19 protein-coding genes are annotated in these 23,617 nt (G+C 69.2%); 10 read left to right on the forward strand and 9 right to left on the reverse strand.

The features are described 5' to 3' along the window. Nucleotides 1-54: 54 nt before the first annotated feature. Complete coding sequence (locus ABD736_RS15830) at nt 55-756, reverse strand: type 1 glutamine amidotransferase (protein WP_344792845.1); 702 nt, start codon at nt 754-756, stop codon at nt 55-57. A 40-nt stretch (nt 757-796) separates the two neighbouring features. Here ABD736_RS15830 and ABD736_RS15835 point away from each other — a divergent pair, with 40 nt between their 5' ends. Continuing rightward, complete coding sequence (locus tag ABD736_RS15835) at nt 797-1,786, forward strand: acetylxylan esterase (protein WP_344792846.1); 990 nt, start codon at nt 797-799, stop codon at nt 1,784-1,786. A gap of 145 nt (nt 1,787-1,931) precedes the next feature. Here the strand turns inward: ABD736_RS15835 and mmsB are convergent, their stop codons facing one another. The 7 genes from mmsB to ABD736_RS15870 all read right to left on the reverse strand — a co-directional run bounded on the left by mmsB (nt 1,932) and on the right by ABD736_RS15870 (nt 11,162). Beyond that, on the reverse strand, nt 1,932-3,152 hold the full coding sequence (mmsB, locus tag ABD736_RS15840; RefSeq protein WP_344792847.1) for a multiple monosaccharide ABC transporter permease: 1,221 nt from the start codon (nt 3,150-3,152) through the stop codon (nt 1,932-1,934). Further along, nucleotides 3,149-4,693, reverse strand: a complete 1,545-nt coding sequence (gene mmsA, locus ABD736_RS15845) for a multiple monosaccharide ABC transporter ATP-binding protein (RefSeq protein WP_344792848.1) — start codon at nt 4,691-4,693, stop codon at nt 3,149-3,151. The genes mmsB and mmsA overlap by 4 nt, the downstream gene beginning before the upstream one ends. Nucleotides 4,694-4,812: 119 nt before the next feature. Further along, the gene (chvE, locus tag ABD736_RS15850) at nt 4,813-5,961 is read right to left on the reverse strand and encodes a multiple monosaccharide ABC transporter substrate-binding protein (RefSeq protein ID WP_344792849.1); all 1,149 of its coding nucleotides are present in this window, start codon (nt 5,959-5,961) and stop codon (nt 4,813-4,815) included. A gap of 103 nt (nt 5,962-6,064) precedes the next feature. Next, complete coding sequence (gene araA / locus ABD736_RS15855) at nt 6,065-7,576, reverse strand: L-arabinose isomerase (RefSeq protein WP_344792964.1); 1,512 nt, start codon at nt 7,574-7,576, stop codon at nt 6,065-6,067. A gap of 20 nt (nt 7,577-7,596) precedes the next feature. Beyond that, on the reverse strand, nt 7,597-8,307 hold the full coding sequence (locus ABD736_RS15860) for an L-ribulose-5-phosphate 4-epimerase (RefSeq protein WP_344792850.1): 711 nt from the start codon (nt 8,305-8,307) through the stop codon (nt 7,597-7,599). Next, complete coding sequence (locus ABD736_RS15865; RefSeq protein WP_344792851.1) at nt 8,304-10,019, reverse strand: FGGY-family carbohydrate kinase; 1,716 nt, start codon at nt 10,017-10,019, stop codon at nt 8,304-8,306. Before ABD736_RS15865 ends, ABD736_RS15860 begins: the two co-directional genes overlap by 4 nt. 111 nt (nt 10,020-10,130) lie before the next feature. Then, nucleotides 10,131-11,162, reverse strand: coding sequence for a LacI family DNA-binding transcriptional regulator (locus ABD736_RS15870; protein ID WP_344792852.1), 1,032 nt, complete (start codon nt 11,160-11,162; stop codon nt 10,131-10,133). A gap of 286 nt (nt 11,163-11,448) precedes the next feature. Here ABD736_RS15870 and ABD736_RS15875 point away from each other — a divergent pair, with 286 nt between their 5' ends. The 8 genes from ABD736_RS15875 (at nt 11,449) to ABD736_RS15910 (ending at nt 20,827) form a co-directional block, all read left to right on the forward strand. After that, complete coding sequence (locus ABD736_RS15875) at nt 11,449-12,432, forward strand: ABC transporter substrate-binding protein (RefSeq protein WP_344792853.1); 984 nt, start codon at nt 11,449-11,451, stop codon at nt 12,430-12,432. 138 nt (nt 12,433-12,570) lie between these two features. After that, nucleotides 12,571-14,109, forward strand: coding sequence for a sugar ABC transporter ATP-binding protein (locus tag ABD736_RS15880; protein ID WP_344792854.1), 1,539 nt, complete (start codon nt 12,571-12,573; stop codon nt 14,107-14,109). After that, on the forward strand, nt 14,106-15,182 hold the full coding sequence (locus ABD736_RS15885) for an ABC transporter permease (protein ID WP_344792855.1): 1,077 nt from the start codon (nt 14,106-14,108) through the stop codon (nt 15,180-15,182). Before ABD736_RS15880 ends, ABD736_RS15885 begins: the two co-directional genes overlap by 4 nt. After that, on the forward strand, nt 15,182-16,192 hold the full coding sequence (locus tag ABD736_RS15890; protein WP_344792856.1) for an ABC transporter permease subunit: 1,011 nt from the start codon (nt 15,182-15,184) through the stop codon (nt 16,190-16,192). The genes ABD736_RS15885 and ABD736_RS15890 overlap by 1 nt, the downstream gene beginning before the upstream one ends. A gap of 59 nt (nt 16,193-16,251) precedes the next feature. Further along, entirely contained in the window at nt 16,252-17,775 is a 1,524-nt protein-coding gene (locus ABD736_RS15895; RefSeq protein ID WP_344792857.1) for a sugar ABC transporter ATP-binding protein, read from the forward strand. Further along, nucleotides 17,762-18,793 (forward strand): LacI family DNA-binding transcriptional regulator, encoded by a 1,032-nt coding sequence (locus tag ABD736_RS15900; protein WP_344792858.1) that lies wholly within the window; start codon nt 17,762-17,764, stop codon nt 18,791-18,793. Before ABD736_RS15895 ends, ABD736_RS15900 begins: the two co-directional genes overlap by 14 nt. A gap of 19 nt (nt 18,794-18,812) precedes the next feature. Next, entirely contained in the window at nt 18,813-19,163 is a 351-nt protein-coding gene (locus ABD736_RS15905; RefSeq protein WP_344792859.1) for a hypothetical protein, read from the forward strand. A gap of 197 nt (nt 19,164-19,360) precedes the next feature. Then, entirely contained in the window at nt 19,361-20,827 is a 1,467-nt protein-coding gene (locus tag ABD736_RS15910; RefSeq protein ID WP_344792860.1) for an HNH endonuclease signature motif containing protein, read from the forward strand. An 81-nt stretch (nt 20,828-20,908) separates the two neighbouring features. Here the strand turns inward: ABD736_RS15910 and ABD736_RS15915 are convergent, their stop codons facing one another. Then, nucleotides 20,909-22,423, reverse strand: a complete 1,515-nt coding sequence (locus ABD736_RS15915) for a basic amino acid/polyamine antiporter (protein ID WP_344792861.1) — start codon at nt 22,421-22,423, stop codon at nt 20,909-20,911. Nucleotides 22,424-22,500: 77 nt separating this feature from the next. Between ABD736_RS15915 and ABD736_RS15920 the strand changes: the two genes are divergently transcribed. Continuing rightward, the gene (locus ABD736_RS15920) at nt 22,501-23,610 is read left to right on the forward strand and encodes a zinc-binding dehydrogenase (RefSeq protein WP_344792862.1); all 1,110 of its coding nucleotides are present in this window, start codon (nt 22,501-22,503) and stop codon (nt 23,608-23,610) included. The last annotated feature ends 7 nt before the right edge of the window (nt 23,611-23,617 follow it).

A 23,617-nucleotide genomic window follows, 5' to 3' on the forward strand; every position in this document is an offset into this window, starting at 1 on the left:
CTTTGCGCTACTCGGATCCGAGTAGCGCAAAGCGGAACCTGGTGGCGCACGCGATCAGGGGCGAGTGACGACGCGGGCGAAGTTGCGCGCGATCGTGCGGGCGACGGATGCCGCGAGCGGCTCCGCCTCGTCGGCGGCGGCGCGCACCTCCGGAAGGTCGACGCCCTCCTCTGCGACGAAGTCCTCGGGGGTCCAGCGAGCGAGGTCGGCCGCGGCCACCTCAGGGTGGAACTGCAGGCCCCACGCCGCGGCGCCGAGCCGGAAGGCCTGATTCGGGTGGTCGGCGCTGCTGGCGAGCAGCACGGCGTCGGCCGGCAGCGCGGTGATCGAATCCTGGTGGTTCTCGATCATGCGGATGTTCCCGGCGACGCCCTCCAGAAGGGCGTCGCCGGCCGAGGCATCCGTCAAGGAGATCGCGGTGGACCCGCGCTCGGGCCGCCCGTGCCTGCCACGCACCTCGCCGCCGGCGACCTCCGCCAGCAGTTGGCCGCCGAGGCAGATTCCGAGGGTCGGGATGCCTGACGCAAGCGCCTCGGTAGCGAGTGCGCGCTCGCGCGGCAGCCACGGGGCGCGCGCGTCGTCGCTCGGCAGGAAGCCGCCGCCGAGCATCACGAGCCCGTCGTAGCCCGCGAGCTTCTCAGGCAGGCCGTCGGCGCCGGCGCGCACCTCGAGCTCGAGTCCGTCGTCGGCCCACCACGGCCCGAAGCGCCTGACGCCGCTGCCCGAGGAGTTCTGAACGACGAGCACGCGCACCATGTCCCGATCGTATGGGCAGCCGTCGCATAGGGTCGAAAGCATGCCGCTCACCGACATGTCGCTCGCGCAGCTGCGAGCTTTCAGCCCCACCGTCCGCGAGCCCGCGGACTTCGACGATTTCTGGCGTGAGACCCTCGCCGAGGCGCGCACCGCCGCCGACCTCGCTGGCGAGAAGGCGCGCGCCACCCGCACCCCCGCCGACACCCCGATCACCGAGCTGATCGTCGAAGACCTGACCTTCCCCGGGTTCAATGCAGAGCCGGTGAAGGCGTGGGCGATTCGCCCCAAGGGCCGCGAGGGCGAGAAGCTGCCCGTCGTCGTCGAGTTCAACGGCTACAACGGCGGCCGCGGCATCGTGGGCGAGCGGGCGCTGTGGGCGCTCGCGGGCTACGCCTACGTCTTCATGGACACCCGCGGGCAGGGCTCGGGCTGGGGCACCGGCGGCGACACGTCCGACCCGCACGGCTCGAACGCCGCCGTGTCGGGGTGGATGACGCGCGGAATCCTCGACCCGAAGCAGCACTTCTATCGCCGGGTGTTCACCGACGCGGCCCGTCTCATCGACGAGGTGCGCACGTGGGACTTCATCGACCCGACCCGCATCGCCGTCACCGGCGGCAGCCAGGGCGGCGGCATCGCGATCGCAGCCGCGGGCCTCTCCCCCGACGTGTGGGCGCTCATGCCCGACGTCGCGTTCCTGTGCGCGTGGGAGCACGGCACCGACGTCGCGGTCTCCGACCCCTACCAGGAGCTCGCCCGCTACCTCGCGGTGCATCGCGAGCACACCGAGACGGTGTGGAACACCGCCGCGTACTTCGACGGCGTCAACTTCGCGAAGCGCATCACCGTGCCCGCGCTGTTCTCGGTCGCGCTGATGGACGACGTCGTGCCGCCGTCGACCACCTTCGCCGGCTTCAACGCGCTCGCGTCGGCCGACAAGGCGATCGAGGTCTACGCCTACAACGGGCACGAGGGCGGTCAGACCTACCAGTGGCTGAAGCAGGCGGAGTTCCTGGCCGCGCGCCGCTGATCAGGCAGCCGCCCGGCGGTCGCGCCTGCCGCCGGCTGGGCACGGCACCGCGGTCAAATGCGCGAACGGCGCACGTTTTCTGACAAAACGTGCGCCGTTCGAGGCATCCGCCGCAATCGGCAGCGCTATGCGGCCATGGCGCCGGCTACGCTCCGGCGCGCGATGCGCGGCGCTTGTTGAACACGTCGAACGCGACGGCGGCGAGCAGCACGAGGCCCTTGATGAACTCCTGCCACTCGGTGCCGACGCCGAGGATCGTCATGCCGTTGTTGAGGATGCCGATGATGAGACCACCGACGATCGCCCCACCGACCGTGCCGATGCCGCCGGTGACCGCCGCGCCGCCGATGAACACGGCGGCGATGGCGTCGAGCTCGAAGCCGTCACCGGCGCTCGGGCCGGCAAGGTTGAGCTGTGCGGTGAACACGAGGCCGGCGAGAGCCGACAGCACGCCCATGTTGACGAACAGCAGGAAGTTCACCCGCCGTGCGTTCACACCGGAGAGTTCGGCGGCGCGCAGGTTGCCGCCGATGGCGTACACGTGGCGACCGAACACGCTGTTCGCCATGACGGCCGAGTAGCCGACGACGAGCACGCCGAGGATGATCAGCACGATCGGCGTGCCGCGGTAGCTCGCGAGCAGCCAGGCGATCGCGAACAGCAGCACGGCCATGAACGCGGTCTTCACGACGAACCACGGCAGCGGCTCGAGCAGCAGGCCGTTCTTGGCGCGCGAGCGGCGCCCGCGAATCCCCTGCGCCACGAGCGCGATGATCGCGACGATCGCGATGATCATCGTCAGCGGCTCGAGGTACGAGGTGCCGCCGCCGAGGTCGGGCAGGAAGCCCGAACCGATCTTGCGGAAGGCGTCGTCGAAGGGCGAGATCTGCGTGTTGCGCAGCAGGATCTGGGCGAGACCGCGGAACAGCAGCATGCCGCCGAGCGTCACGATGAACGCCGGGATCTTGAAGTACGCGACCCAGAACCCCTGCCAGGCGCCGATCACCGCGCCGCCGATCAAGCAGAGGATGATCGTGAGCCACCACGGCACCCCGAGCTTGTTGTTCAGCACGCCCGCGAGGGCGCCGATCGTCGCGACGACCGAGCCGACCGAGAGGTCGATGTGCCCGGCGACGATGATCATCACCATGCCGATCGCGAGGATCAATACGTAGCTGTTCTGCAGCACGAGGTTCGACACATTGCGGGGGCTGAGCGTGACGCCCTGGGTGAGCACCTGCAGCAGCAGGACGATCACGATCAGGGCGATGAACAGGCCGATCTGGCGCAGCTCTCCGCTCAGGAAAGCGAGCCCGCGCTGCAGAGCGCTCGGGCGAGCAGGTGACGCACTCGTCGTGGTGCTCATACGTGGTCCTCTTCTCGGATTCGGGTCATGTACTGCATGAGTCGCTCGGGCGTCGCCTCGGAGCGAGGGATGTCGGCGGTGATGACGCCCTCCGACAGCGTGTAGATGCGGTCGCAGATGCCGAGCAGCTCCGGCAGCTCGGAGGAGATGACGATGACGCCCTTCCCCTCGTCGGCGAGCCGGTTGATGATCGTGTAGATCTCGTACTTCGCGCCGACGTCGATGCCGCGCGTGGGCTCATCGAGGACCAGCACGTCGGGGTCGGTGTACATCCAGCGCGAGAGCACGACCTTCTGCTGGTTGCCGCCCGACAGCTTGCCGACGAGCGCAGACACCGTCGGCGCCTTGATGTTCATCTCGCGGCGGTACTGCTCCGCCACGACGTGCTCGCGGTTCCGGTCGACCCAGCCGGCGCGTGCCAGCTGCTCGAGGGCGGCCGCCGAGATGTTCCTCGCGATGTCCTCGATCAGGTTGAGGCCGAGCTGCTTGCGGTCCTCAGTGGCATAGGCCAGGCCGTGCTTGATCGCCTTCTGCACGGTGCGCACGTCGATCTCCTGACCGCGCTTCAGCACGGTTCCCGAGATGTCGATGCCCCAGCTGCGGCCGAAGACGCTCATCGCGAGCTCCGTGCGCCCGGCGCCCATGAGCCCCGCGATGCCCACGATCTCGCCCTCGTGCACGACGAGGTTCGCGTGGTCGACGACGACGCGCTCGCGGTCGAGCGGATGGTGCACCGTCCAGTCCGAGATGCGCAGCAGCTCGCCGCCGATCTTCGGTTCGTGCTCGGGGAACCGGTGGGTCAGGTCACGACCCACCATGCCGCGGATGATGCGGTCTTCGGTCACCTCGTCGCTGCGCGCGTCGAGTGTCTCGATCGTGCGGCCGTCGCGGATGATCGTCACCGAGTCCGCGACCTTCTTGATCTCGTTCAGCTTGTGGCTGATGATGATCGCCGTCACGCCCTGGTTCTTGAGCTCGAGGATCAGATCGAGCAGGTGGGCGGAGTCGTCGTCGTTCAGTGCGGCGGTCGGCTCGTCGAGGATCAGCAGCTTGACCTCCTTCGAGAGCGCCTTCGCGATCTCGACGAGCTGCTGCTTCCCGACGCCGATGTCCATGACCTTCGTCGCAGGGTTGTCGTTCAGCCCCACCCGAGACAGGTACTGCGCGGCATCCGTCTCGGTCTTGCTCCAGTCGATCCAGCCGCCCGACGCCCGCTCGTTGCCGATGAAGATGTTCTCGGCGATCGTGAGGTACGGGCTGAGCGCGAGCTCCTGATGGATGATGACGATGCCCGCCTTCTCGGAGTCGCTGATGGACCCGAAGCGCACCACCTCGCCGTCGTAGACGATGTCACCGTCATAGCTGCCATGCGGGTACACGCCCGACAGCACGTTCATCAGCGTCGACTTGCCCGCGCCGTTCTCACCGCAGATGGCGTGCACTTCGCCACGCCGAACGGTGAGGTTGACATCGGAGAGCGCTTTGACGCCGGGGAACTCCTTGGTGATGGCGCGCATCTCGAGGATCGCGTCGTCGACCATTTCTCCTCCTTTATATGGGGCACGGATTATATGGGGCACGGATGCCTGCGCCGCCGCTCTCTGGCATGAGAGTGCAGCCGCAGGCATCCGTGCCCCCTAATCACATGGGCGTGAAAGCGCTACTTGAGGTCGGACTCGGTGTAGTAGCCGCTGTCGAGCAGCTGCTCCTTGTAGTTGTCCTTCGTGACGACCACCGGCGGCAGCAGGTAGGTCGGCACGACCTTCTTGCCGTTGTCGTACGACTTGGTGTCGTTGACGTCGGGCTTCTCGCCCTTGAGCAGCGCCTCGGTCATCTGGGCGGCCTGCTTCGCGAGCTTGCGCGTGTCCTTGAAGATCGTCGAGTACTGCGAGCCGGCGATGATCTGCTTCACGCTCGCGACCTCGGCGTCCTGGCCGGTGATGACGGGCCAGTCGGCGTCGCCGACCTTGTAGCCACCCGACTCGAGGGCCGAGATGATGCCGTCAGAGAGGCCGTCGTAGGGCGACAGCACGCCGTTGAGCTTCACAGAGCCGGTCGAGTAGCTCTTTGCGAGCAGGTCGTCCATGCGCTTCTTGGCGGTCGCCGGGTCCCAGCCCTGGATCGCGATCTGGCTGAAGCCGGTCTGGCCGCTCGTCACCTTGATGGTGCCGTCGGCGATCAGCGGCTTGAGCACGCTCATGGCGCCGTTGTAGAAGAAGGTCGCGTTGTTGTCGTCGGGGCTTCCGGCGAAGAGCTCGACGTTCCACGGGCCCTTCTTGCCGGTCTTGTTCCCGTCCTTGTCGAGGTAGCCGAGGCCCGCGAGCAGCGAGTTCGCCTGCAGCACGCCGACCTTGAAGTTGTCGAAGGTGGCGTAGTAGTCCACGTTCTTGTCGCCCGTGAGCAGGCGGTCATACGCGATGACCTTGACGCCGGCTGCCTTCGCGTCGTCGAGCTGCTGGCCGAGCGCGCCGCCGTCGATCGACGCGATGATGATGACCTTCGCGCCCTTCGTGATCATCGTCTCGATCTGCTGGCCCTGGGTCGGGATGTCGTTGTCGGCGTACTCGAGGTCGGTCTTGTAGCCGGCAGCCTTGAGCTCCTTGACGACATTGGCGCCGTCCTGGATCCAGCGCTGGTCGACCTTCGTCGGCATCGCGATGCCAATGAGCGAACCCTTGCCGCCGTCTTTGGCTGCACCCGAGTCCGAGCCGCCCGTTCCGCCGCGTCCACTGCCCGAGCAGGCGGCGAGCGTCAGCGCGAGGCCGGCGGCTGCCGCCACCGTTGCGATTCTCTTGAGGGGGAACCTCATTGTTTCTCCTTGCCGTGTTTCGTTGTGCCGGTGACGAGAGTCATCGACGGGTGATGGGGCGGCGGAATCTGGCACAGCGCCGCCCCACGTCGAGGCGGCCTGCTCAGATGCCCTGGGCCAGCCGCCAGTACGCGTTGTTCCAGCGGGCGACGTTCTCGACGTCGCGCGCCCGGGTGTGCTCGTCGATCGTGAAGAGCTCGATGCCCAGCATCCGCGCCAGGTCCTCGAACGCCTCAAGGCCGACCGCAGTCGACATCACTGTGTGATGCGCGGCGCCGGCGGTGAGCCAGGCGGTTGCGGACGTCTCGAAATCGGGCCGGGGATGCCACACCGCGCGCCCCACCGGAAGGTGCGGCAGCGGCGCTCGCGGCTCGACCACGTCGACGACGTTGGCGGTCAGCCGGAAGCGGTCGCGCAGATCGGCTAGCGCCACGACGACGGCGGGCCCGGGGTCAGCCGAGAACACCAGCCGCACCGGGTCGTCTTTGCCGCCGATGCCGAGCGGGTGGATCTCGAGGCTCGGCTTCGTCGAGGTCAGCGACGGCGAGACCTCGAGCATGTGCGCACCGAGGATCGCCTCCTTCCCGTCGACGAGATCGTAGGTGTAGTCCTCCATGAGGCTCGCGCCGCCGGGCAGCCCCGCGCCCATCGCGGCGGCCGCGCGTACGAGCACGGCGGTCTTCCAGTCGCCCTCTGCGCCGAAGCCGTAGCCGTCGGCCATGAGGCGCTGCACCGCGAGCCCGGGCAGCTGCTTGAGCGACCCCAGGTCTTCGAAGGTGTCGGTGAAGGCGCCGAAGCCGCCCTCTTCGAGGAAGCCGCGCAAACCGACCTCGATCGCGGCGGCATCGCGCAGCGACTGGTGCCGCTCGCCGGCAGGCAGCAGCTCGTCGACGACGTCGTACGAGGCGAGGTATTCGTCGACGAGGGCGTCGATCTGGGCATCCGTCGCCGCCTCGACGCGCAGGGCCAGCTCGTTCACGCCCCACGTGTTGACCTCGACGCCGAGGCGCGCCTGCGCCTCGGTCTTGTCGCCCTCGGTGACCGCGACCTGGCGCATGTTGTCGCCGAAGCGCGCGACCTTGAGCGTCGCCAGCGCGTGCCGGCCGGCGGCCGCGCGCACCCAGGTGCCGACGCGCGCCTGCACGCGCGGGTTCGAGACGTGGCCGACGACCGTCTTGCGGCGGATGCCGAGGCGGGTCAGCGCGTAGCCGAACTCGCGGTCGCCGTGCGCCGCCTGGTTCAGGTTCATGAAGTCGAAGTCGATCTCGCCGTACGGCAGCTCGATGTTCGCCTGGGTGTGCAGGTGCAGCAGCGGCTTGGCGAGCAGCTGCAGGCCGGCGATCCACATCTTCGCCGGGCTGAAGGTGTGCATCCAGGTGATGACGCCGATGACGCGGTCGTCGGAGTTCGCGTCGAGCATCGCGCGGCGGATGCCGTCTGCGCCGGTCAGCACCGGCTTCCACACGATCTTGACGGGCACGTCTGCGGCGGCGTCGAGCGTGGCGACGAGCGCCTGCGACTGCTCGGCGACCTGCCGCAGCGTCTCTTCGCCGTAGAGGTGCTGGCTGCCGGTGAGGAACCAGACCTCGAAGCTGCCAAAGTCGTTGAACGGCACAGCGTTGGTGAAGGGAGTGGTCACAGTGATCCTTGGGGCTTCTGTCCGTAGACGTTCTGATAGCGGTCGAAGAGGGCGTCGATCTTGTCCTGGGGAATCGGGATCGGCTCGCCGAGCTGGCGCGCGAGGTGCACGGTGCGAGCGACGTCCTCGGTCATCACCGCGGCCTTGACCGCGTCCTTCGCGTCCTTGCCGATCGTGAAGACGCCGTGGTTCTGCATCAGCACGGCGCGCGAGCGGTGGCCGTCGAGGGTCTCGACGATGCCGCGGCCGATCGAGTCGTCGCCGATGATCGCGAACGGCCCGACGGGGATCTCGCCGCCGAACTCGTCGGCCATCGCGGTCAGCACGCACGGGATCGCCTCGCCACGCGCGGCCCAGGCCGCCGCGTAGTCGGAGTGCGTGTGCACGACGCCGCCGACGCCCGGCATATTCCGGTAGACGTATGCGTGCGCGGCGGTGTCGCTCGAGGGCGAGCGGTCGCTTCCCGGGGTGCCCGGGATCACGTTGCCGTCGAGATCGCAGAGGATCATGTTGTCGGCGCTGAGCTCGTCGTACATCACTCCGCTCGGCTTGATCACGAACAGGTCCTCGCCCGGAACGCGGCCCGAGATGTTCCCGCCCGTCCACACCACGAGCCCGTAGCGCACGAGCTCGGCATGCAGCGCGGCCACCTGCTCGCGGATCGTCTGGATCGCAGCCTGCCGGTCATCTTCGGCGCCGTCGGTCATTCGCCTGCCTCCTTGTTCTCGTGCTGAGCGCTGTCGTGCTGAGCGTTGTCGTGCTGCCTGCTGTCGTGCTGAGCGTTGTCGTGCTGAACGGATGCCTCGACCGCGGCGCGCTCGATGGCGAGCCCTGCGCGGAAGCGCTCGAGGAACGTCTCGAACCCGGCGACCTCTGCCGGGTCGGGGTCGACCTCGTTGGCATCCTGCGCGGCGAAGACGCGCTGCTCGAGGAAGTCCGCGAGGCTCAGCTCGGCCGCGGCGTCGAGGTAGGCGGCGAGCAGCGCGATTCCCCACGCCCCGCCCTCGCTCGCCGAGCTGCGCACGGCGACGGGCACCCGCAGAGCCGCAGCGAGAGCGCGCTGCGCGACGCCGGCGGTGCGCAGGATGCCGCCATGGGCAAGCATCCGGTCGACTTGAACGCCCTCGCCTTCGAGTACCGCCATGCCCATGCTCAGCGTCGCGAAGATCGAGCCCAGCTGCGCGCGCATGAAGTTGCCGAGGGTGAGTCGGCTGTCGGGCGTGCGCACAATCAGCGGCCGGCCGGCCTCGAGGCGGGCGATCGGTTCGCCGGAGAGGAAGTTGTAGGCGAGCAGACCGCCGCCGTCGGCGTCGCCGCCCGCGGCCGCGCTGAGCAGCGCGCCGAAGACGGCGTCGCTGTCGACCTGCGTGCCGAGCGCCGAGGCGAACTCGCCGAAGACGCCGGCCCAGGCGGCCAGCTCGCTCGCGCCGTTGTTGCAGTGGACCATTGCGACGGGCGCGCCGTCGGGCGTGGTGACGACATCGATCTCCGGGTGCACTGCCGACAGCGCCCCCTCGAGCACGATCATCGCGAACACGCTCGTGCCGACGCTGACATTTCCGGTGCGCGGGGCGACGGCGCCCGTGGCGACCATGCCGGTGCCCGCGTCGCCCTCAGGAGGGCAGAGGCGGATGCCTGCGCGCAGCGTTCCGGTGGGGTCGAGCAGCTTCGCCCCGGCCTCGGTCAGCGTGCCCGCCTCTGCGCCGGCCGGCAGCACCTCCGGCAGCAGTGCGCTGAGCTTCAGCCCATCGTGGTGGCGGCCGATCAGCTCGTCCGCGATTCGAAGCTTCACCTGGTCGTAGCCACCGGTCGCGGGGTCGATCGGGAACATCCCGGAGGCGTCGCCGACGCCCGCGACGAAGCGGTCGGTGAGCCTCCAGTGGACGTATGCCGCGAGCGTCATGAGCTTGTCGATGCGCCCGACGTGCGGCTCGTCGTCGAGAACCGCCTGGTAGAGGTGGGCGACCGACCAGCGCAGCGGCACGTTGAACTCGAGCGCCTCGGTGAGCTCTGCGGCAGCCACACCCGTGGAGGTGTTCCGCCAGGTGCGGAACGGCACGAGCAGCTCGCCGTCTTCGTCGATCGCGAGATAGCCGTGCATCATGGCCGAGACGCCGATGGCGCTGAGCACCTCGGGGCGCACGCCGTGGCGCTCCTGAGCATCGTCGGCAAGCTCCGCGTAGGCGGCCTGCAGCCCTGCCCAGACGGCATCGAGCGAGTAGCTCCAGCGGCCGTCGACCAGCTCGTTCTCCCACTCGTGGGCGCCCACCGCGAGCACCGCCCCGTCGGGCGCGATCAGGCACGCCTTGATGCGCGTCGAGCCGAATTCGATGCCGAGGCTGGCGGTGCCATCGGCGATCGCGCTGGCTGCTGCCTGCGCGGACTCTGCGGCGGTGTCGTGCGGCGCGTCAGTCGTCATCGACTGCGGTCTCCTCGTCGTCGGGGTCGCTGTTACCGGTAACAACCGTGTTACCGGTAACACAATAAGCACACGCTCGCGCGGGCCGCAAACAGGCCCGATGCGCTCCGGCTACGGGCGTGCGCTCGTGGATTCCCGGACGATCAGCTCAGGGGCCGGCATCGGCTCAGGGGCCGGGCCGCCGCCGAGCTGCGACAGCAGCTCCGCGATGGCGCGGCGCCCGAGCTCGGGAAAGTCCTGGCGGAGGGTGGTCAGCGCGGGCGCGTAGTGCGCCGCCTCGCTGATGTCGTCGTAGCCGATCACGCTCAGTTGCGCCGGCACGTCGACGCCGGCTTCCCGCGCGGCGTGCAGCAGCCCCAGCGCCATCTGGTCGTTGGCGCAGAACACCGCGGTGAAGCCGCCGGCCGCGAGCAGCTCGAGGCCGGCACGGTAGCCGGATTCCGCCGTCCAATCCCCCACGGCAACGCTCACCGGTGCCAGGCCGGCGGCGGCGAGCTCGGCGGCGAACCCGCGCGCCCGCGACTCGGCCTCGAGCCAGCCCGCCGGGCCGGCGATGTGAGCCATCGCGGTGTGCCCGAGCTCGAGCAGGTGGCGCGCCGCACGACGGCCGCCCTCGAACTGGTCGGCCGCCCCTCGGTCGGCACCCTCGGCGGCGTGCATCACCACGAGGGGCACTCCACTCGCCGCCTCGGCGATCGACCCGCTCGCCGTCGTCCCGGGGCCGACCAGGATCAGGCCGATGGCGCCCTGGTCGAGAAGGTGCTCCACCGCGGCCGCCTCGCTTGCGGCATCCGCTGCGTCGATCACGGCGATCATCACCGAGAAGCCCTCGGTGCGCGCCGCATCCTCGATCGCCACGATCGTCGACGCGGGGCCGTGGAAGCGCGCGCCCGTGGCCTCGAGAACGCCGATGACGCGCGACGAGCCGTGCGCGAGGGCGCGCGCCGTGCGGCTGGGGCGGAAGTGCAGGTCGGTGATCGCCTGCTGAACGCGCTCGCGCGTCGCCTCGCTCACGTTCGGGTGCCGGTTGAGCACGCGCGACACCGTCATGTGCGAGACGCCGGCGGCTCGCGCCACGTCGCGGATGCTGGGCGCGGCGGCCCGCGAATGCTCCGAGTCGCCCACCGCGTTCACGCGGGCCATTATTGCGCCTCGCCCGCCATCGTCGACGCGGCACGGCCAGGGCCGGTGAGCGCATCGGCAACGCACATGTGATCAAAATGTGATCACATCGTGTTTCCCGCCATTGACGCTCGACCGCCCTGGATCCGCGAGATTCCGGGGTTCCACGCCCCGCGGCGCACGGATCGCGACCCAGAATCCGCAATAGACATTCCGAGAATGTGAGGGCTAACATCGCCACCGTCGGACCGCGTCCGGCACACCACCGCAAGGTTGCGGGACGGTTCATTTGACAAAGGAGTCACACATGAAGAGGACCTTGGTGATGGCAGCCGCCGCTGCCGCCGCCGTCGCTCTGACCCTCACCGGCTGCTCCGGTAACGCCGCCTCGACCGCCGGTGGCGGCGGGGGCTCGAAGCAGATCAAGGTCGGGTTCGCCCAGGAAGGCGCCGAGAGCGGCTGGCGCACCGCCAACACCAAGTCGCTGCAGGAGGCGCTCGGTTCGAAGAACGGCATCAAGCTGACGTTTTCGGATGCGCAGCAGAAGCAGGAGAACCAGATCGCGGCGATCCGCAGCTTCATCACCCAGGGCGTCGACGCCATCGTCTTCGCCCCGGTGGTCGAGACCGGTTGGACGGACGTGCTCAAGCAGGCCAAGCAGGCGCACATTCCGGTGATCCTCGAGGACCGCGACGTCGACAAGGCCGACCAGCAGTACATCACCTCGCGCGTCGGCGACGACTTCGAGAAGGAAGGCGAGACCTCCTGCAAGTGGATCGCCGACAACTTCAACGGCAAGGGCGCGAACCTGGTCGTGCTCGAGGGCACCGCGGGCTCGAGCGCCGCCAACGACCGCACCACCGGCTGCGCGAAGGCGCTGCAGGGCACTGACATCAAGACGCTCGACCAGCAGGACGGCAACTTCACCCGCGCCCAGGGCAAGACCGTCATGGAGGGCTTCCTGCAGAAGTACGGCAACAAGATCAACATCCTCTACGCACAGAACGACGACATGGGCCTCGGCGCCCTCGACGCGATCAAGGCGGCAGGGCTCACCCCCGGCAAGGACATCCAGATCGTCACGACCGACGGCACGCACGACGGTCTGACCGCCCTGGCCAACGGCGAGTTCAACTACGTGGTCGAGTGCAACCCGCTGCTCGGCGACGATGTGGCGAAGGTCGTCAAGGACGTCGTCGCCGGCAAGAAGGTCGACAAGCTCTACCTCGCGAAGGACCAGGCGTTCGACCAGGCTGCCGCGAAGGCTGCGCTGCCGACCCGCAAATACTGACAGTTCCCGGGAGCGGGCCGTCTCAGTGCGGCCCGCTCCCGGCATCCCCTGTCACGAATTCAGCTACCTAGGGAGCGGCCCTCCCTGCGCCGCACGGCGTGCGGCGCAGCCAGCGGCGCCCAATCAGAGAGGACGAGCATGGCCGGCGAGGTCATCGCAGAGCTCAGGCACATCTCCATCACCTTCCCGGGCGTCAAAGCCCTCGACGACGTCGACCTCGTGCTGCGCGCGGGCGAGGTGCACGCCCTGATGGGCGAGAACGGCGCCGGGAAGTCGACGCTCATCAAGGCGCTCACGGGGGTGTACCGCATCGACGAGGGCTCGATCACCGTGGCCGGCGCCGAGCGCGTCTTCTCGAGCACCGCCGACGCGCAGGCCGCGGGCATCGCGACCGTCTATCAAGAGGTCAATCTCTGCGCGAACCTCACCGTGGGCGAGAACATCATGCTGGGGCGCGAGGCCCGCGGCACCTTCGGCATCAACTGGCGAGCCACCCATGCTGCCGCCGCCGAGGCGATGGCCAGGCTAGGCCTCACCATCGACCCGCGCTCGCAGCTTTCCAGCCACTCGCTCGCCGTGCAGCAGCTGGTGGCCATCGCGCGCGCCACGGTGCTCGACAGCAGCGTGCTCGTGCTCGACGAGCCGACGTCGAGCCTTGACCGCAGCGAGGTGCAGCAGCTGTTCGCGATCGTGAGGAGGTTGCGGGATGCCGGCACCGCGGTGCTCTTCGTCACGCACTTCCTCGAGCAGGTCTACGAGATCTCCGACCGCATCACGGTGCTGCGCAACGGCCGGCTCGTCGGCGAGTACCGCACGGCTGAGCTGCCCAGGTGGGACCTGGTCTCGCGGATGCTGGGCCACGAGCTCTCGCAGCTCGAGGCGATCGGCGCCCGCGCGTCAGAGGTCGGCGACGCCGAGTCCGGTACGCCGGTGCTCACGGCGGAGGGCCTCTACAAAAAGGGGTCGGTCGGGCCGTCCGACCTCGTGCTGTACCCCGGCGAGATCGTGGGCCTCGCGGGGCTGCTCGGCTCGGGCCGCACCGAGCTCGCCAGGCTGATCTACGGCGCGGACCGCGCGGACGCCGGCCGCACTCTGGTGAAGGACTCGCCCCGGCGCCTGACCACCCCGCGCGCCGCGCTCGGGAACCGCATCGCCTTCTCATCTGAAGACCGGCGCAGCGAGGGCATCATCGGCGACTTGAGCGTCAGGCAGAACCTCGTACTTGCGGTGCAGGCAAAGCGCGGCTGGGCGCGGCCGCTGTCTCGGGCGCAGCAGGACGAGCTCGTCGGCAGGTACGTGGCGGCGATGGGGGTCCACCCCGCCGACCCCGAGGTGCCGATCAAGAACCTGTCGGGCGGAAACCAGCAGAAGGTGCTGCTCGGCCGGTGGCTCGCCACCGACCCCGAGCTCATCATCCTCGACGAGCCGACGCGCGGAATCGACGTCGGCGCCAAGGCCGAGATCCAGAAGGCGATCACCGACCTCGCCGCCACCGGCGTGGCAGTACTGTTTATCTCCTCCGAACTGGAGGAAGTCGTTCGCGTCTCGCACCGCATCTACGTGCTGCGCGACCGCCGCGTCATCGCTGAAGTCGTCAATGGAGAGGACACCACAGTGAGCGACATCGTCAACCTCATCGCCGGCGACGCCGACCGGGCCGAGACGAGCGCCGCATGAACGCCTCTCGCATCGTGCACCACCGGCTGTTCTGGCCCGTCGTGGCGCTGGTCGCCCTCATCCTGATCAACACGATCTCGCGTCCGACCTTCCTCAGCATCACCGTGAAAGAGGGCGGCCTCTACGGCTCGCTCATCGACATCCTGCGCAACAGCTCGCAGCTGATGCTGGTCGCCCTCGGCATGACGCTCGTCATCGCGACCCGCGGCATCGACCTCTCGGTCGGCGCCGTGCTCGCCGTGGCGGGCGCCGTCTCGCTCACCTTCATCGGCGGCTCGTCGCACCCCGGCGACCTCGGCACGGTCACGATCGCCGTGCTGCTCGGCCTCGCTGTGACGCTCGTGCTCGGCGCCTGGAACGGGTTCCTCGTCTCGGTGATCAAGATCCAGCCGATCATCGCCACTCTGCTGCTCATGTTCGCCGGGCGCGGCATCGCGATGCTCATCACCAAGGGCCAGATCACCACGATCAACAGCCCTCCCTACGCGCAGTTCGCCTCAGGGCACCTGCTCGGGCTGCCCGTGGCGTTCCTCGTGGCGCTCGCCGTGACGGTGCTCGTCGCCGTGGTCGTGCGCCGCTCCGCCCTCGGCATGCTGATGGAGGCGGTCGGCGTGAACCCCGAGGCGAGCCGCCTCGCCGGCGTTCAGGCGCGCGGCATCATCTGGATCGTCTATGCGCTCTCCGGTCTGCTCGCGGGCATGTCGGGCATCCTCTACAGCTCCAACATCATGGCGGCGGATGCCAACAACGCCGGTCTCAACATCGAACTCGACGCCATCCTCGCGGTGGTCATCGGCGGCACCTCGCTCGCGGGCGGCCGCTTCTCGATCGCCGGCACGGTCGTCGGTGTGCTGATCATCCAGACGCTCACGACGTCGATCACCTTCCTCGGCATCCCGCCCGCCATCACGCCCGTCTTCAAGGCGATCGTCGTGATCGCGATCTGCCTGACGCAGTCGCAGCGCGTGCGCGCGGCGATCGGCTCGAGACACAGACGAACCAGGCAGACCCCCACAGCAGGAGGGCTCGGCACCGAGAGCCCGATCGAGGCAGAGAAGGCGGCGACGGCCTGATGAGCGCTGAATCCCCCGTCCAGTCCGCGGGCTTCCGCGGCATCCAGACCGGCCCTGTTCTGCGCCGCGTGAACGCGTGGCTGCCCGTGATCGCGACCGTCGCGATCCTGCTGCTCATGCTGCTCGCCGGCCAGCTCTACTTCGGCGACTTCGTCACGCCACGGCTGGTCTCGTCGCTGTTCGACAACAACCCGTACCTCATCGTGCTCGCGGTCGGCATGACGTTCGTCATCCTGACCGGCGGCATCGATCTGTCGGTCGGCTCTGTCATCGCCTTCAGCGGCCTGCTCGGCGCGCAGCTGTTCGCCGCGGGCCTGCCCGCCGTCGTCGTGCTGCCGCTGATGGTGCTCTCCGGCACGCTCATCGGGGCGGTGATCGGCATCATGGTGGCGGTCTTCGACATCCAGCCGTTCATCGCGTCGCTCGCGGGCATGTTCCTCGCCCGGGGCCTCGCGTACGTGACGAGCCTCAAGTCGCTGCCGATCAAGAACGACGGCCTCAACTGGCTGCTCGGAACGAGCTGGGGCGGCGGCCAGTGGTACACGACGCCCGGGGTGGTGCTCGCGTTGCTGCTCGTCGCGCTGGCCTTCTGGGTGCTGCACTACACGCGCTTCGGGCGCACGGTCTACGCGATCGGCGGCAACGAGCAGTCCGCGCGCCTGATGGGTCTGCCGGTCGGCCGCACGAAGTTCCTCATCTATGTGATCAGCGGCACGGGAGCCGGCATCGCGGGTGTGCTCTTCGCGTCGTACACGCAGTCGGGGAATCCGCTCGCCGGCCTCGGCATGGAGCTGCAGGCGATCGCCGCGGTTGTCATCGGCGGCACGATCCTGAGCGGCGGCAGCGGCTACGTGCTCGGCTCGCTCGCCGGTGTGCTCGTCTACGGGCTGATCCAGATCGCGATCACCTACATGAGCGTCGATTCCTGGTGGACGTACATCGTGATCGGCGTGCTGCTCTTGGTCTTCGTCGTGTTCCAACGGGCGCTGTCGGCACGACGCCGCGGGTGAGGGGCGAGGCGGTCGCTGCGCGATATCGTGAAGGCGACCCGCCGCAAGGGAGAGCCGTCATGTCCGTCGCGCCTGTGCTGGAGGCGACCGGGCTGACCGTGCGCTACCCCGGCCAGCTCGCCCTCGACGGCGTCGACCTGCGCCTGTTCCCCGGCGAGGTGCACTCGCTCATCGGCGAGAACGGGGCGGGCAAGTCGACGCTGATCAAGGCGCTCACGGGCGCGGTGATACCGGATGCCGGCACGCTGCGGCTCGACGGAGCAGAGGTGTCCTTCGGCAGCCCTGGGGCCGCCGCCGCTGCGGGCATCGCCGTCGTCTACCAAGAGCTCGACCTGCTGCCGAACCTCTCGGTGGCCGAGAACATCATGCTCGGCCGCGAGCCGCACCGCTTCGGCAGCATCGACTGGCGGCGCACCCGCGAGGAAGCCGTCGCGGCGCTCGCGGCGCTCGACATCTTCATCGATCCGGCGAGCCCGCTGCAGCAGCATCCCGCCGCCGTGCAGCAGCTCGTCGCGATCGCGCGAGCCGTCCGCACGCAGCCGCGCGTGCTCATCCTCGACGAGCCGACCTCGAGCCTCGACCAGTCAGAGGTCACCGAGCTGTTCCGCGTGATCCGCACGCTCAAGGAAGCCGGCGTGGCGATCGTGTTCATCACGCACTTCCTCGAGCAGGTCTATGAGGTCTCCGACCGCCTCACCGTGCTGCGCGGTGGCCGGCTGGTCGGCGAGTACCTCACTCGCGAGATCCTGCAGGCAGAGCTCGTCGGGAAGATGCTCGGGCGGCATGTCGAGTCGCTCGACGAGTTCGAGCTGCGCCAGTCAGAGCCCGACGACCGGCAGCCGGTGTTCCTCGAAGCACGGGGGCTCGGGCGCGACGGCGTCGTCGCTCCGTTCGACCTGCGCGTGCGCGAGGGCGAGGTGCTCGGCCTCGCCGGGCTGCTCGGCTCCGGCCGCACCGAGCTCGCGCGGCTCATCAGCGGCGTCGACCGTCATGGCAGCGGGCGGCTCACCGTCGAGGGGGCCGAGCTGCGCCCTGGGGCGATGCGCGCGGCGATCGCGCGCGGAGTGGTCTATTCCGCTGAGGACCGGCGCTACGGCGGCATCATCGAGGACCTGAGCATCGAGGACAACATCCTGCTGGCGCTGCAGGCGCAGCGCGGCTGGATGCGGCGCGCGAGTGCCGCGCGTCGCCGCGAGCTCGCGCAGAGCTGGATCGAGGCGCTCGGCATCGTTCCGGCAGACCCGCAGTTGCGCGCCGGCGCGCTCTCCGGCGGGAACCAGCAGAAGGTGCTGCTGGCGCGCTGGCTCGCCGTGGCTCCGCGGCTGCTGATTCTTGATGAGCCGACCCGAGGCATCGATATCGGGGCGAAGGTCGAGTTGCAGCGCCTCATGCTGTCCCTCGCGCAAGAGGGAATGGCGGTGGTGTTCATCTCGGGGGAACTTGAGGAGCTTCTGCGGGTCAGCGATCGCATCGGGGTCATGCGCGAGCGCCGGCTGGTCGGCGTGCTCGAGAACGACGCGCTCAGCTATGAGGACGTGCTCGCGCTGATCGCGCGCTCGAGTCGCGGTGATGACGATGAGTGAGAAGGTGGCGAGGTCCGCGACCATCTTCGACGTCGCGCGACTGGCGGGCGTCTCGCATCAGACCGTCTCGCGCGTCATCAACAGCCACCCGAGTGTGAAGCCGGAGACGCGCGCGCGGGTCGAAGAGGCGATTCTGCAGCTGCGCTATCAGCCCTCACCCGCCGCACGCAGCCTGGTCACCAAGCGGTCGCGGACGATCGGGCTGATCACGTCGGATGCCGCGGACTACGGCCCCTCGATGGTCGCGAACCAGTTCAGCGACGCCGCTCGCGCCGCTCGCTACGCGGTGATGACCGTGACCGTGCCTGAGGCCCAGCCGTCGGCGGCCCGCGACGCGGTCGAGGCTCTGCTGCGGCAGAACGTCGAGGCGATCGTCATCGTGGTCGTGGACGTGGCCGTGGCAGACCTCGCGAACGCGGTCGAGACCAACACCCCGATCGTCTTCGTCGATGCGCGGCGCTCGTGGGACCCGCGCTCGACGGGCATCGACCAGTACAACGGAGCCCGACTCGCGGTGCGCCACCTGCTGGGGCTCGGCTTCGACACCGTGGCGCACGTGAGCGGCCCGGTGAGGAATCCGGACGCCATCGAGCGCATCCGCGGATGGGCCGACGAGCTGGCAGGCGCCGGCGCGCCGCACGGGCTGCGCCTCGACGGTGACTGGTCGCCGGCGAGCGGCTACGCGGCGGGAATCGAGTTGCCCGTGACCCCCGGAGAGACCGCGGTGTTCGCCGCCAACGACCAGATGGCCCTCGGCCTGATCGCGGCGTTGCGCTCGCGCGGGTTCAGCGTGCCGCGCGACGTGAGCGTGGTGGGCTTCGACGACGTACCGGAGGCGGCCTACTTCCAGCCGCCCCTCACGACGGTGCATCAGAACTTCGCTGCGCTGGGTCGGGCGACCATGGACAGGGTCGTGGCGCTGCTCGACGAGGGCGAAGAGCCGCTCGAGCCGCGGCTGATCGGCGCTCGCCTCAGCATCCGCGACTCGACGACCGCGGCCGTTCCGGTGGAGCACTAGGCGAGAGGGGGATGGCGACATGCTGATTCCTGCCGTCGCGGTCCATCGCCGAGCTGCCCAGGCCGTGGCGGCCGCGGTCATGCTGGCACTGAGCCTGAGCGGGTGCTCGCACGTCGCTGTGCCGAAGACCGGCTCTGTGACCGTCGAGGTGTCGAACGCCGCGTCACCCACGGGGCGCGTGACGATCACCGCCGGGCACGGCTACACGAAGGTGCTCACCCTGTCGGGGACAGAGTCGCGGCGCGTCGATGGCGTGCCACTCGGTCACGTGACGGTCGCACTCGACGGCGCCTGCACGCTGGAGCGCACGCTGAGCAAGGACGACCCGTCTATGAATGTCAGCGTTCGGGGAAAACACTGCAGCGTATGAGAAACCCGTGGTGACGCGTGCTGGGGCAGAACCGGTGAGCCGAATCTATATTCGCTTATTTTTAGAATTTTGTCCCCATTGCATCGAATCCGTGTTACACCGTTCGTAAGTCCCCGCGCCACGTGGATGAGAGTACGAGCACCGATCGCAGGCTTCGCCTGTGCGGTGTTCGGAGTTATGACCGGAAGGGTCGTGCCGTGGCTGCTGTGGGCGGGGGTCTGCGTGAGGCGTTCGAGCGCCTGGATGCGGTGCTGCCGGTCTCGCTGGCGCTGCTGACGGATGACCAGCTGGTGGGGCTCGCGCAGGACGCGGAGGCGCTGATCCGGCAGGCCGACGCACTGGGCGTGGCCGTCGCCCGCGAGTTCGACAACCGCACCGATGAGACCCTGGGTGAGGAGTCTCTGGCCAGGAAGCTTGGGGCGAGGAAGCCCTGGGGTGCGTTGGAGACCGTGACCCGCACCTCCGCGAAAGACGCCCGCGAGCGCATCTTGGAGGCGCGGCGGCTGGCGAAGCTGCCGGTGCTCGAGGCCGCGGTCGACGACGGTGTGCTCGGGCGGGCGCAAGCCGCTGCGATCATCGAACCGCTGCTTCCCGCCTGCGACCGCGCCGACGCCGCCTTGGTTCACTCAGCGTGCGAGAACCTCGTGGACCTCTCCCGGGTACTGCCGGCCACTGCGGTCGTCGAAGCCGCCCAGGCCTGGGCGCTGGTCCTGGACCCGGACGGCATCGAACCGGTGGAGAACGCCGCCGTCGAGAAACGGTTCTTCCGCCTGGGCCGCGCCACAGACGGACTCGTGAAGTTCTCCGGCGCCCTGCCCGTAGAACAGGCCGCGGCCATCCGCGCCGTCCTGGACGCATACCTCAACCCGCGCGCCGGAGCATCGGTGAGGTTCACCCCGGCAGCTGACGACGGTGCCGGGGCCGGGAATGGCGAGGGCGGCGCGAGCGAGACCACCGCGAACGGCGACGCCGCCGGCACTGGCGGCACTGGCGGCACTCGCGGCACCGGTGGGAGTGTGCTGCGCGGCCCGAGCGGCACGCCGCTGCTGACCGCGACCGAGACCCAGCCGCCGGCGGATACCCGCACCCCGGACCAGAAACGCGCCGACATCCTCCACGCCGTATTCGCCGCCGCCCGCGCACCCGAAACACCCACCATGGGCGGAGCCCACCCGACCGTCTTGGTGGTGGTGTCCAAGGACGAGTTCGAGACCGGGCACGGGGCGGCCCGCATCGACGGCGAAACAGAACCCATCTCGGCGAAGACGGCCAAGCGGATCGCCGAGACCGGCGGCTACCAGGAAGTCCAGATCGACTCGGCCGGGAAGATCCTCAACCTCGGAGACACCAAACGATGCGCCACCGTCTGGCAGCGCAAAGCACTCGCCGTCAGAGACAAAGGCTGCATCATCCCCGGCTGCACCATCCCGGCCAGATGGTGCGAAGTGCACCACATCAGACCCGACCGAGACGGCGGACCCACCGACATCCTCAACCTCACCCTCCTGTGCTGGTTCCACCACCACGACATCGACACCGGCCCCTACCAACTGCGCATGGGCGAGGACGGAACCCCCGAAATCCGGTGGATCTTCGGCAGCCACGCCACCGCATGGGTCAAAGCCGTCCACACCCCGAGACAAGCTCTCACCACCGCCGCGTAAACACTCCGCGCTCGAAGCGGCCCAGCGAATCCCCGGGCAGGACTCTGCCCCGCGCACACGGCGCGCACAGGCATCCGCCCGCTAGATCGAGATCCAGCCTGCGGCGAGCGCGATCAGGCCGGCGATCGCGGCGGCGACCGTGAAGGCGGCGAGCGCAGCCTCCCACGGCCGGAAGATCCGGCGGCCGCTGCGGCGGCGCGCCGCAGCGAACAGCAGCGACGCGGGCGCGTAGACGATCGCCGAGATCAGCAGGTAGGTCACGCCCGTCGCGTAGACGAGGAACAGCGTGTAGACGAGGGCAAGCGCCGCGACCGCGATGGGCCCGATCGATGAGCGACCGGATGCCTGCCCCGATCGCCGCCCGACGATCGACTCGCGCAGCGCGAACCCCGCGGTCAGCACATACGGCACCACGGCGAGCGCGGCACACAGCATCAGGCAGAACTGGAACGCATCACTCGAGAACAGAGAGACCACGATGAGCAGCTGCACGGCAAGGGTCGTGAGCAGCAAGGCGCTGCTCGGCACACCGGCGCGGTTCACGCGGGCGAAGATCGCGGGCGCGTCACCGGCGCGGGCGGCGTTGAAGAACACCTCGGCCGCCATGAGCGTCCAGGCGAGGAACGCCCCAAGGACCGACACGAGCAGCCCGATCGAGACGAACACGGCACCCCACGGGCCGACCACGGCGGCGAGCACTCCGGCCATCGAGGGCTGGTGCTCACCCGCGAGGGTCGCGACGGGCAGTGCGGCGTACGCCACGAGCGTCACCAGCATCAGGATCAGCAGCACACTGCCGAAGCCGAGCATCGTCGCCCGGCCGACGTCGCGGCGCTTGCGCGCATAGCGCGAGTACACCGATGCTCCCTCGACGCCGAGGAAGACGAAGACCGCGACGAGCATGCTCGAGCGCACCTGCCCGAACAGCGCGCCGAGGGAGGAGGCATCCCCGGCGCCTACCCACAGGTTCGCCGAGAAGGTGTGCCAGTTCACGCCGACCAGCGCCACGAGCACGATGAAGACCACGATCGGCACGATCTTCGCGATCGTGACGACGGTGTTGATCAGCGCCGCCTGCCGCACGCCGCGCACGATCAGGAAGTGGAACGCCCAAAGAATCGCGGTCGAGAGCAGGGCGGATGCCGGCGTGTTCCCCTCGCCGAGGATCGGGAACACCTGCCCGAGGGTCGAGCCGATCAGCACGACATAGGTGCCGTTGCCTGCGATGGCGCTCGCCCAGTAACCGAACGCCGAGAAGAACCCGACGTAGTCGCCGAACCCTGCCTTCGCATACGCGAAGATGCCGGCATCGAGATCCGGCCGCGTCACGGCGAGGCGCTGGAAGACGAGCGCGAGCATGAGCGTGCCGAGGCCCGAGACGATCCAGGCGATCAGGGCGCCGACCACGCCCGTCGACGCCGCGAAGTCGGCGGGCAGCGAATAGACGCCCGCGCCGACCATGGTGCCGACGACGAGGGTGCTGAGTGCGATGACCGGCAGGGTGCGCTTCGCCGTCGCACCGCTCTCGTGGGCCGAATCGGCTGAGCGAGAGGAGGCGGAAAGGGCGATCGGTGAGGTGGGGACTGGCGAAGACACGACCTTCTATTGTCCCGCGTCCGCCTGGGAGCGCCCTTGAGGCGCCTCCACTGCGCACGGTGCGCGAGGATGGCGGCATGAAGGTCCGCGCCGCCGTCCTCCGCTCCCCCGGCACCCCGCCCGTCGTCGAAGAGGTCGAGCTGGCCGAGCCGCGGGTGGGCGAGATCCTCGTGCGCATCGAGGCCGCGGGGGTCTGCCACAGCGACTACCACTACATGACCGGCGACCTCACCGCGCCGCTGCCACTGGTGCTCGGGCATGAGGGGGCCGGTGTCGTCGAAGCGGTGGGGCCGCAGGCATCCGGTCGCATCAGCGTCGGCGACCGCGTCGCCCTGCTCTGGCGCCCGCGCTGCGGAAGCTGCGAGGCGTGCCTGTCTGGCAACCCGGTGCTGTGCGAGCTCGGCAAGGTGCAGGCGGCGACGGGAGGGCTGCCCGACGGCACCTCGCGCCTCTCGCTTCCCGACGGCGGCGCCCTGCATCACTTGATGGGCGTCTCGTGCTTCGCCGACCACGTCGTCGTGAACGAGAACGCAGCAGTCGTCGTGCCCGACGGGGTACCGGCCGAGATCGCCGCCATCTCGGCCTGCGCCGTCATCACCGGCGTCGGCGCGGTATGGAATGTCGTCTCGCACGCGGCCGGCCGCCCGCTGCTCGTCATCGGCGCGGGCGGCGTCGGGCTCTCGGCGATCATGGGCGCAGCGCTCACGGGCGCGCACCCGATCATCGCGATCGACATCGACGACCACAAGCTCGAACTCGCGCGCGATTTCGGCGCGACCGTCACGGTCAATTCGAGACAGACGGATGCCACGGCCGCGGTGCTGGCTGCGACCGACGGTCGCGGGGTGCCGTGGGCGATCGAGGCGATCGGCCGCCCGGCGACGCTGCGGCAGGCGCTCGACTGCACGGCAGCGGGCGGCACGGTCGTGGCGGTCGGGCTCGGCGCAGTCGACACCGAATTCGCGGTGCCGCTCAACCAGCTCGTGCAGCGGCAGAAGCGCGTCGTGGGGTCGCTCTACGGGTCGAGCAATCCGTTCATCGACCTGCCGCGCATCTTCGCGCTGTACCTGGCGGGCCGCCTTCCCTTAGGCCGGCTGCTGGGCGACCGGATGCCTCTCACCTCGGTCGCCGAGGCGTACGACCGCCTCGTCGGCGGCGCGGTCGGCCGCGGCATCCTGACTCCTTAATCCTGAC

This window comes from Gryllotalpicola daejeonensis, assembly GCF_039538145.1.
In the GTDB taxonomy this organism is placed as follows: Bacteria; Actinomycetota; Actinomycetes; order Actinomycetales; family Microbacteriaceae; genus Gryllotalpicola; species Gryllotalpicola daejeonensis.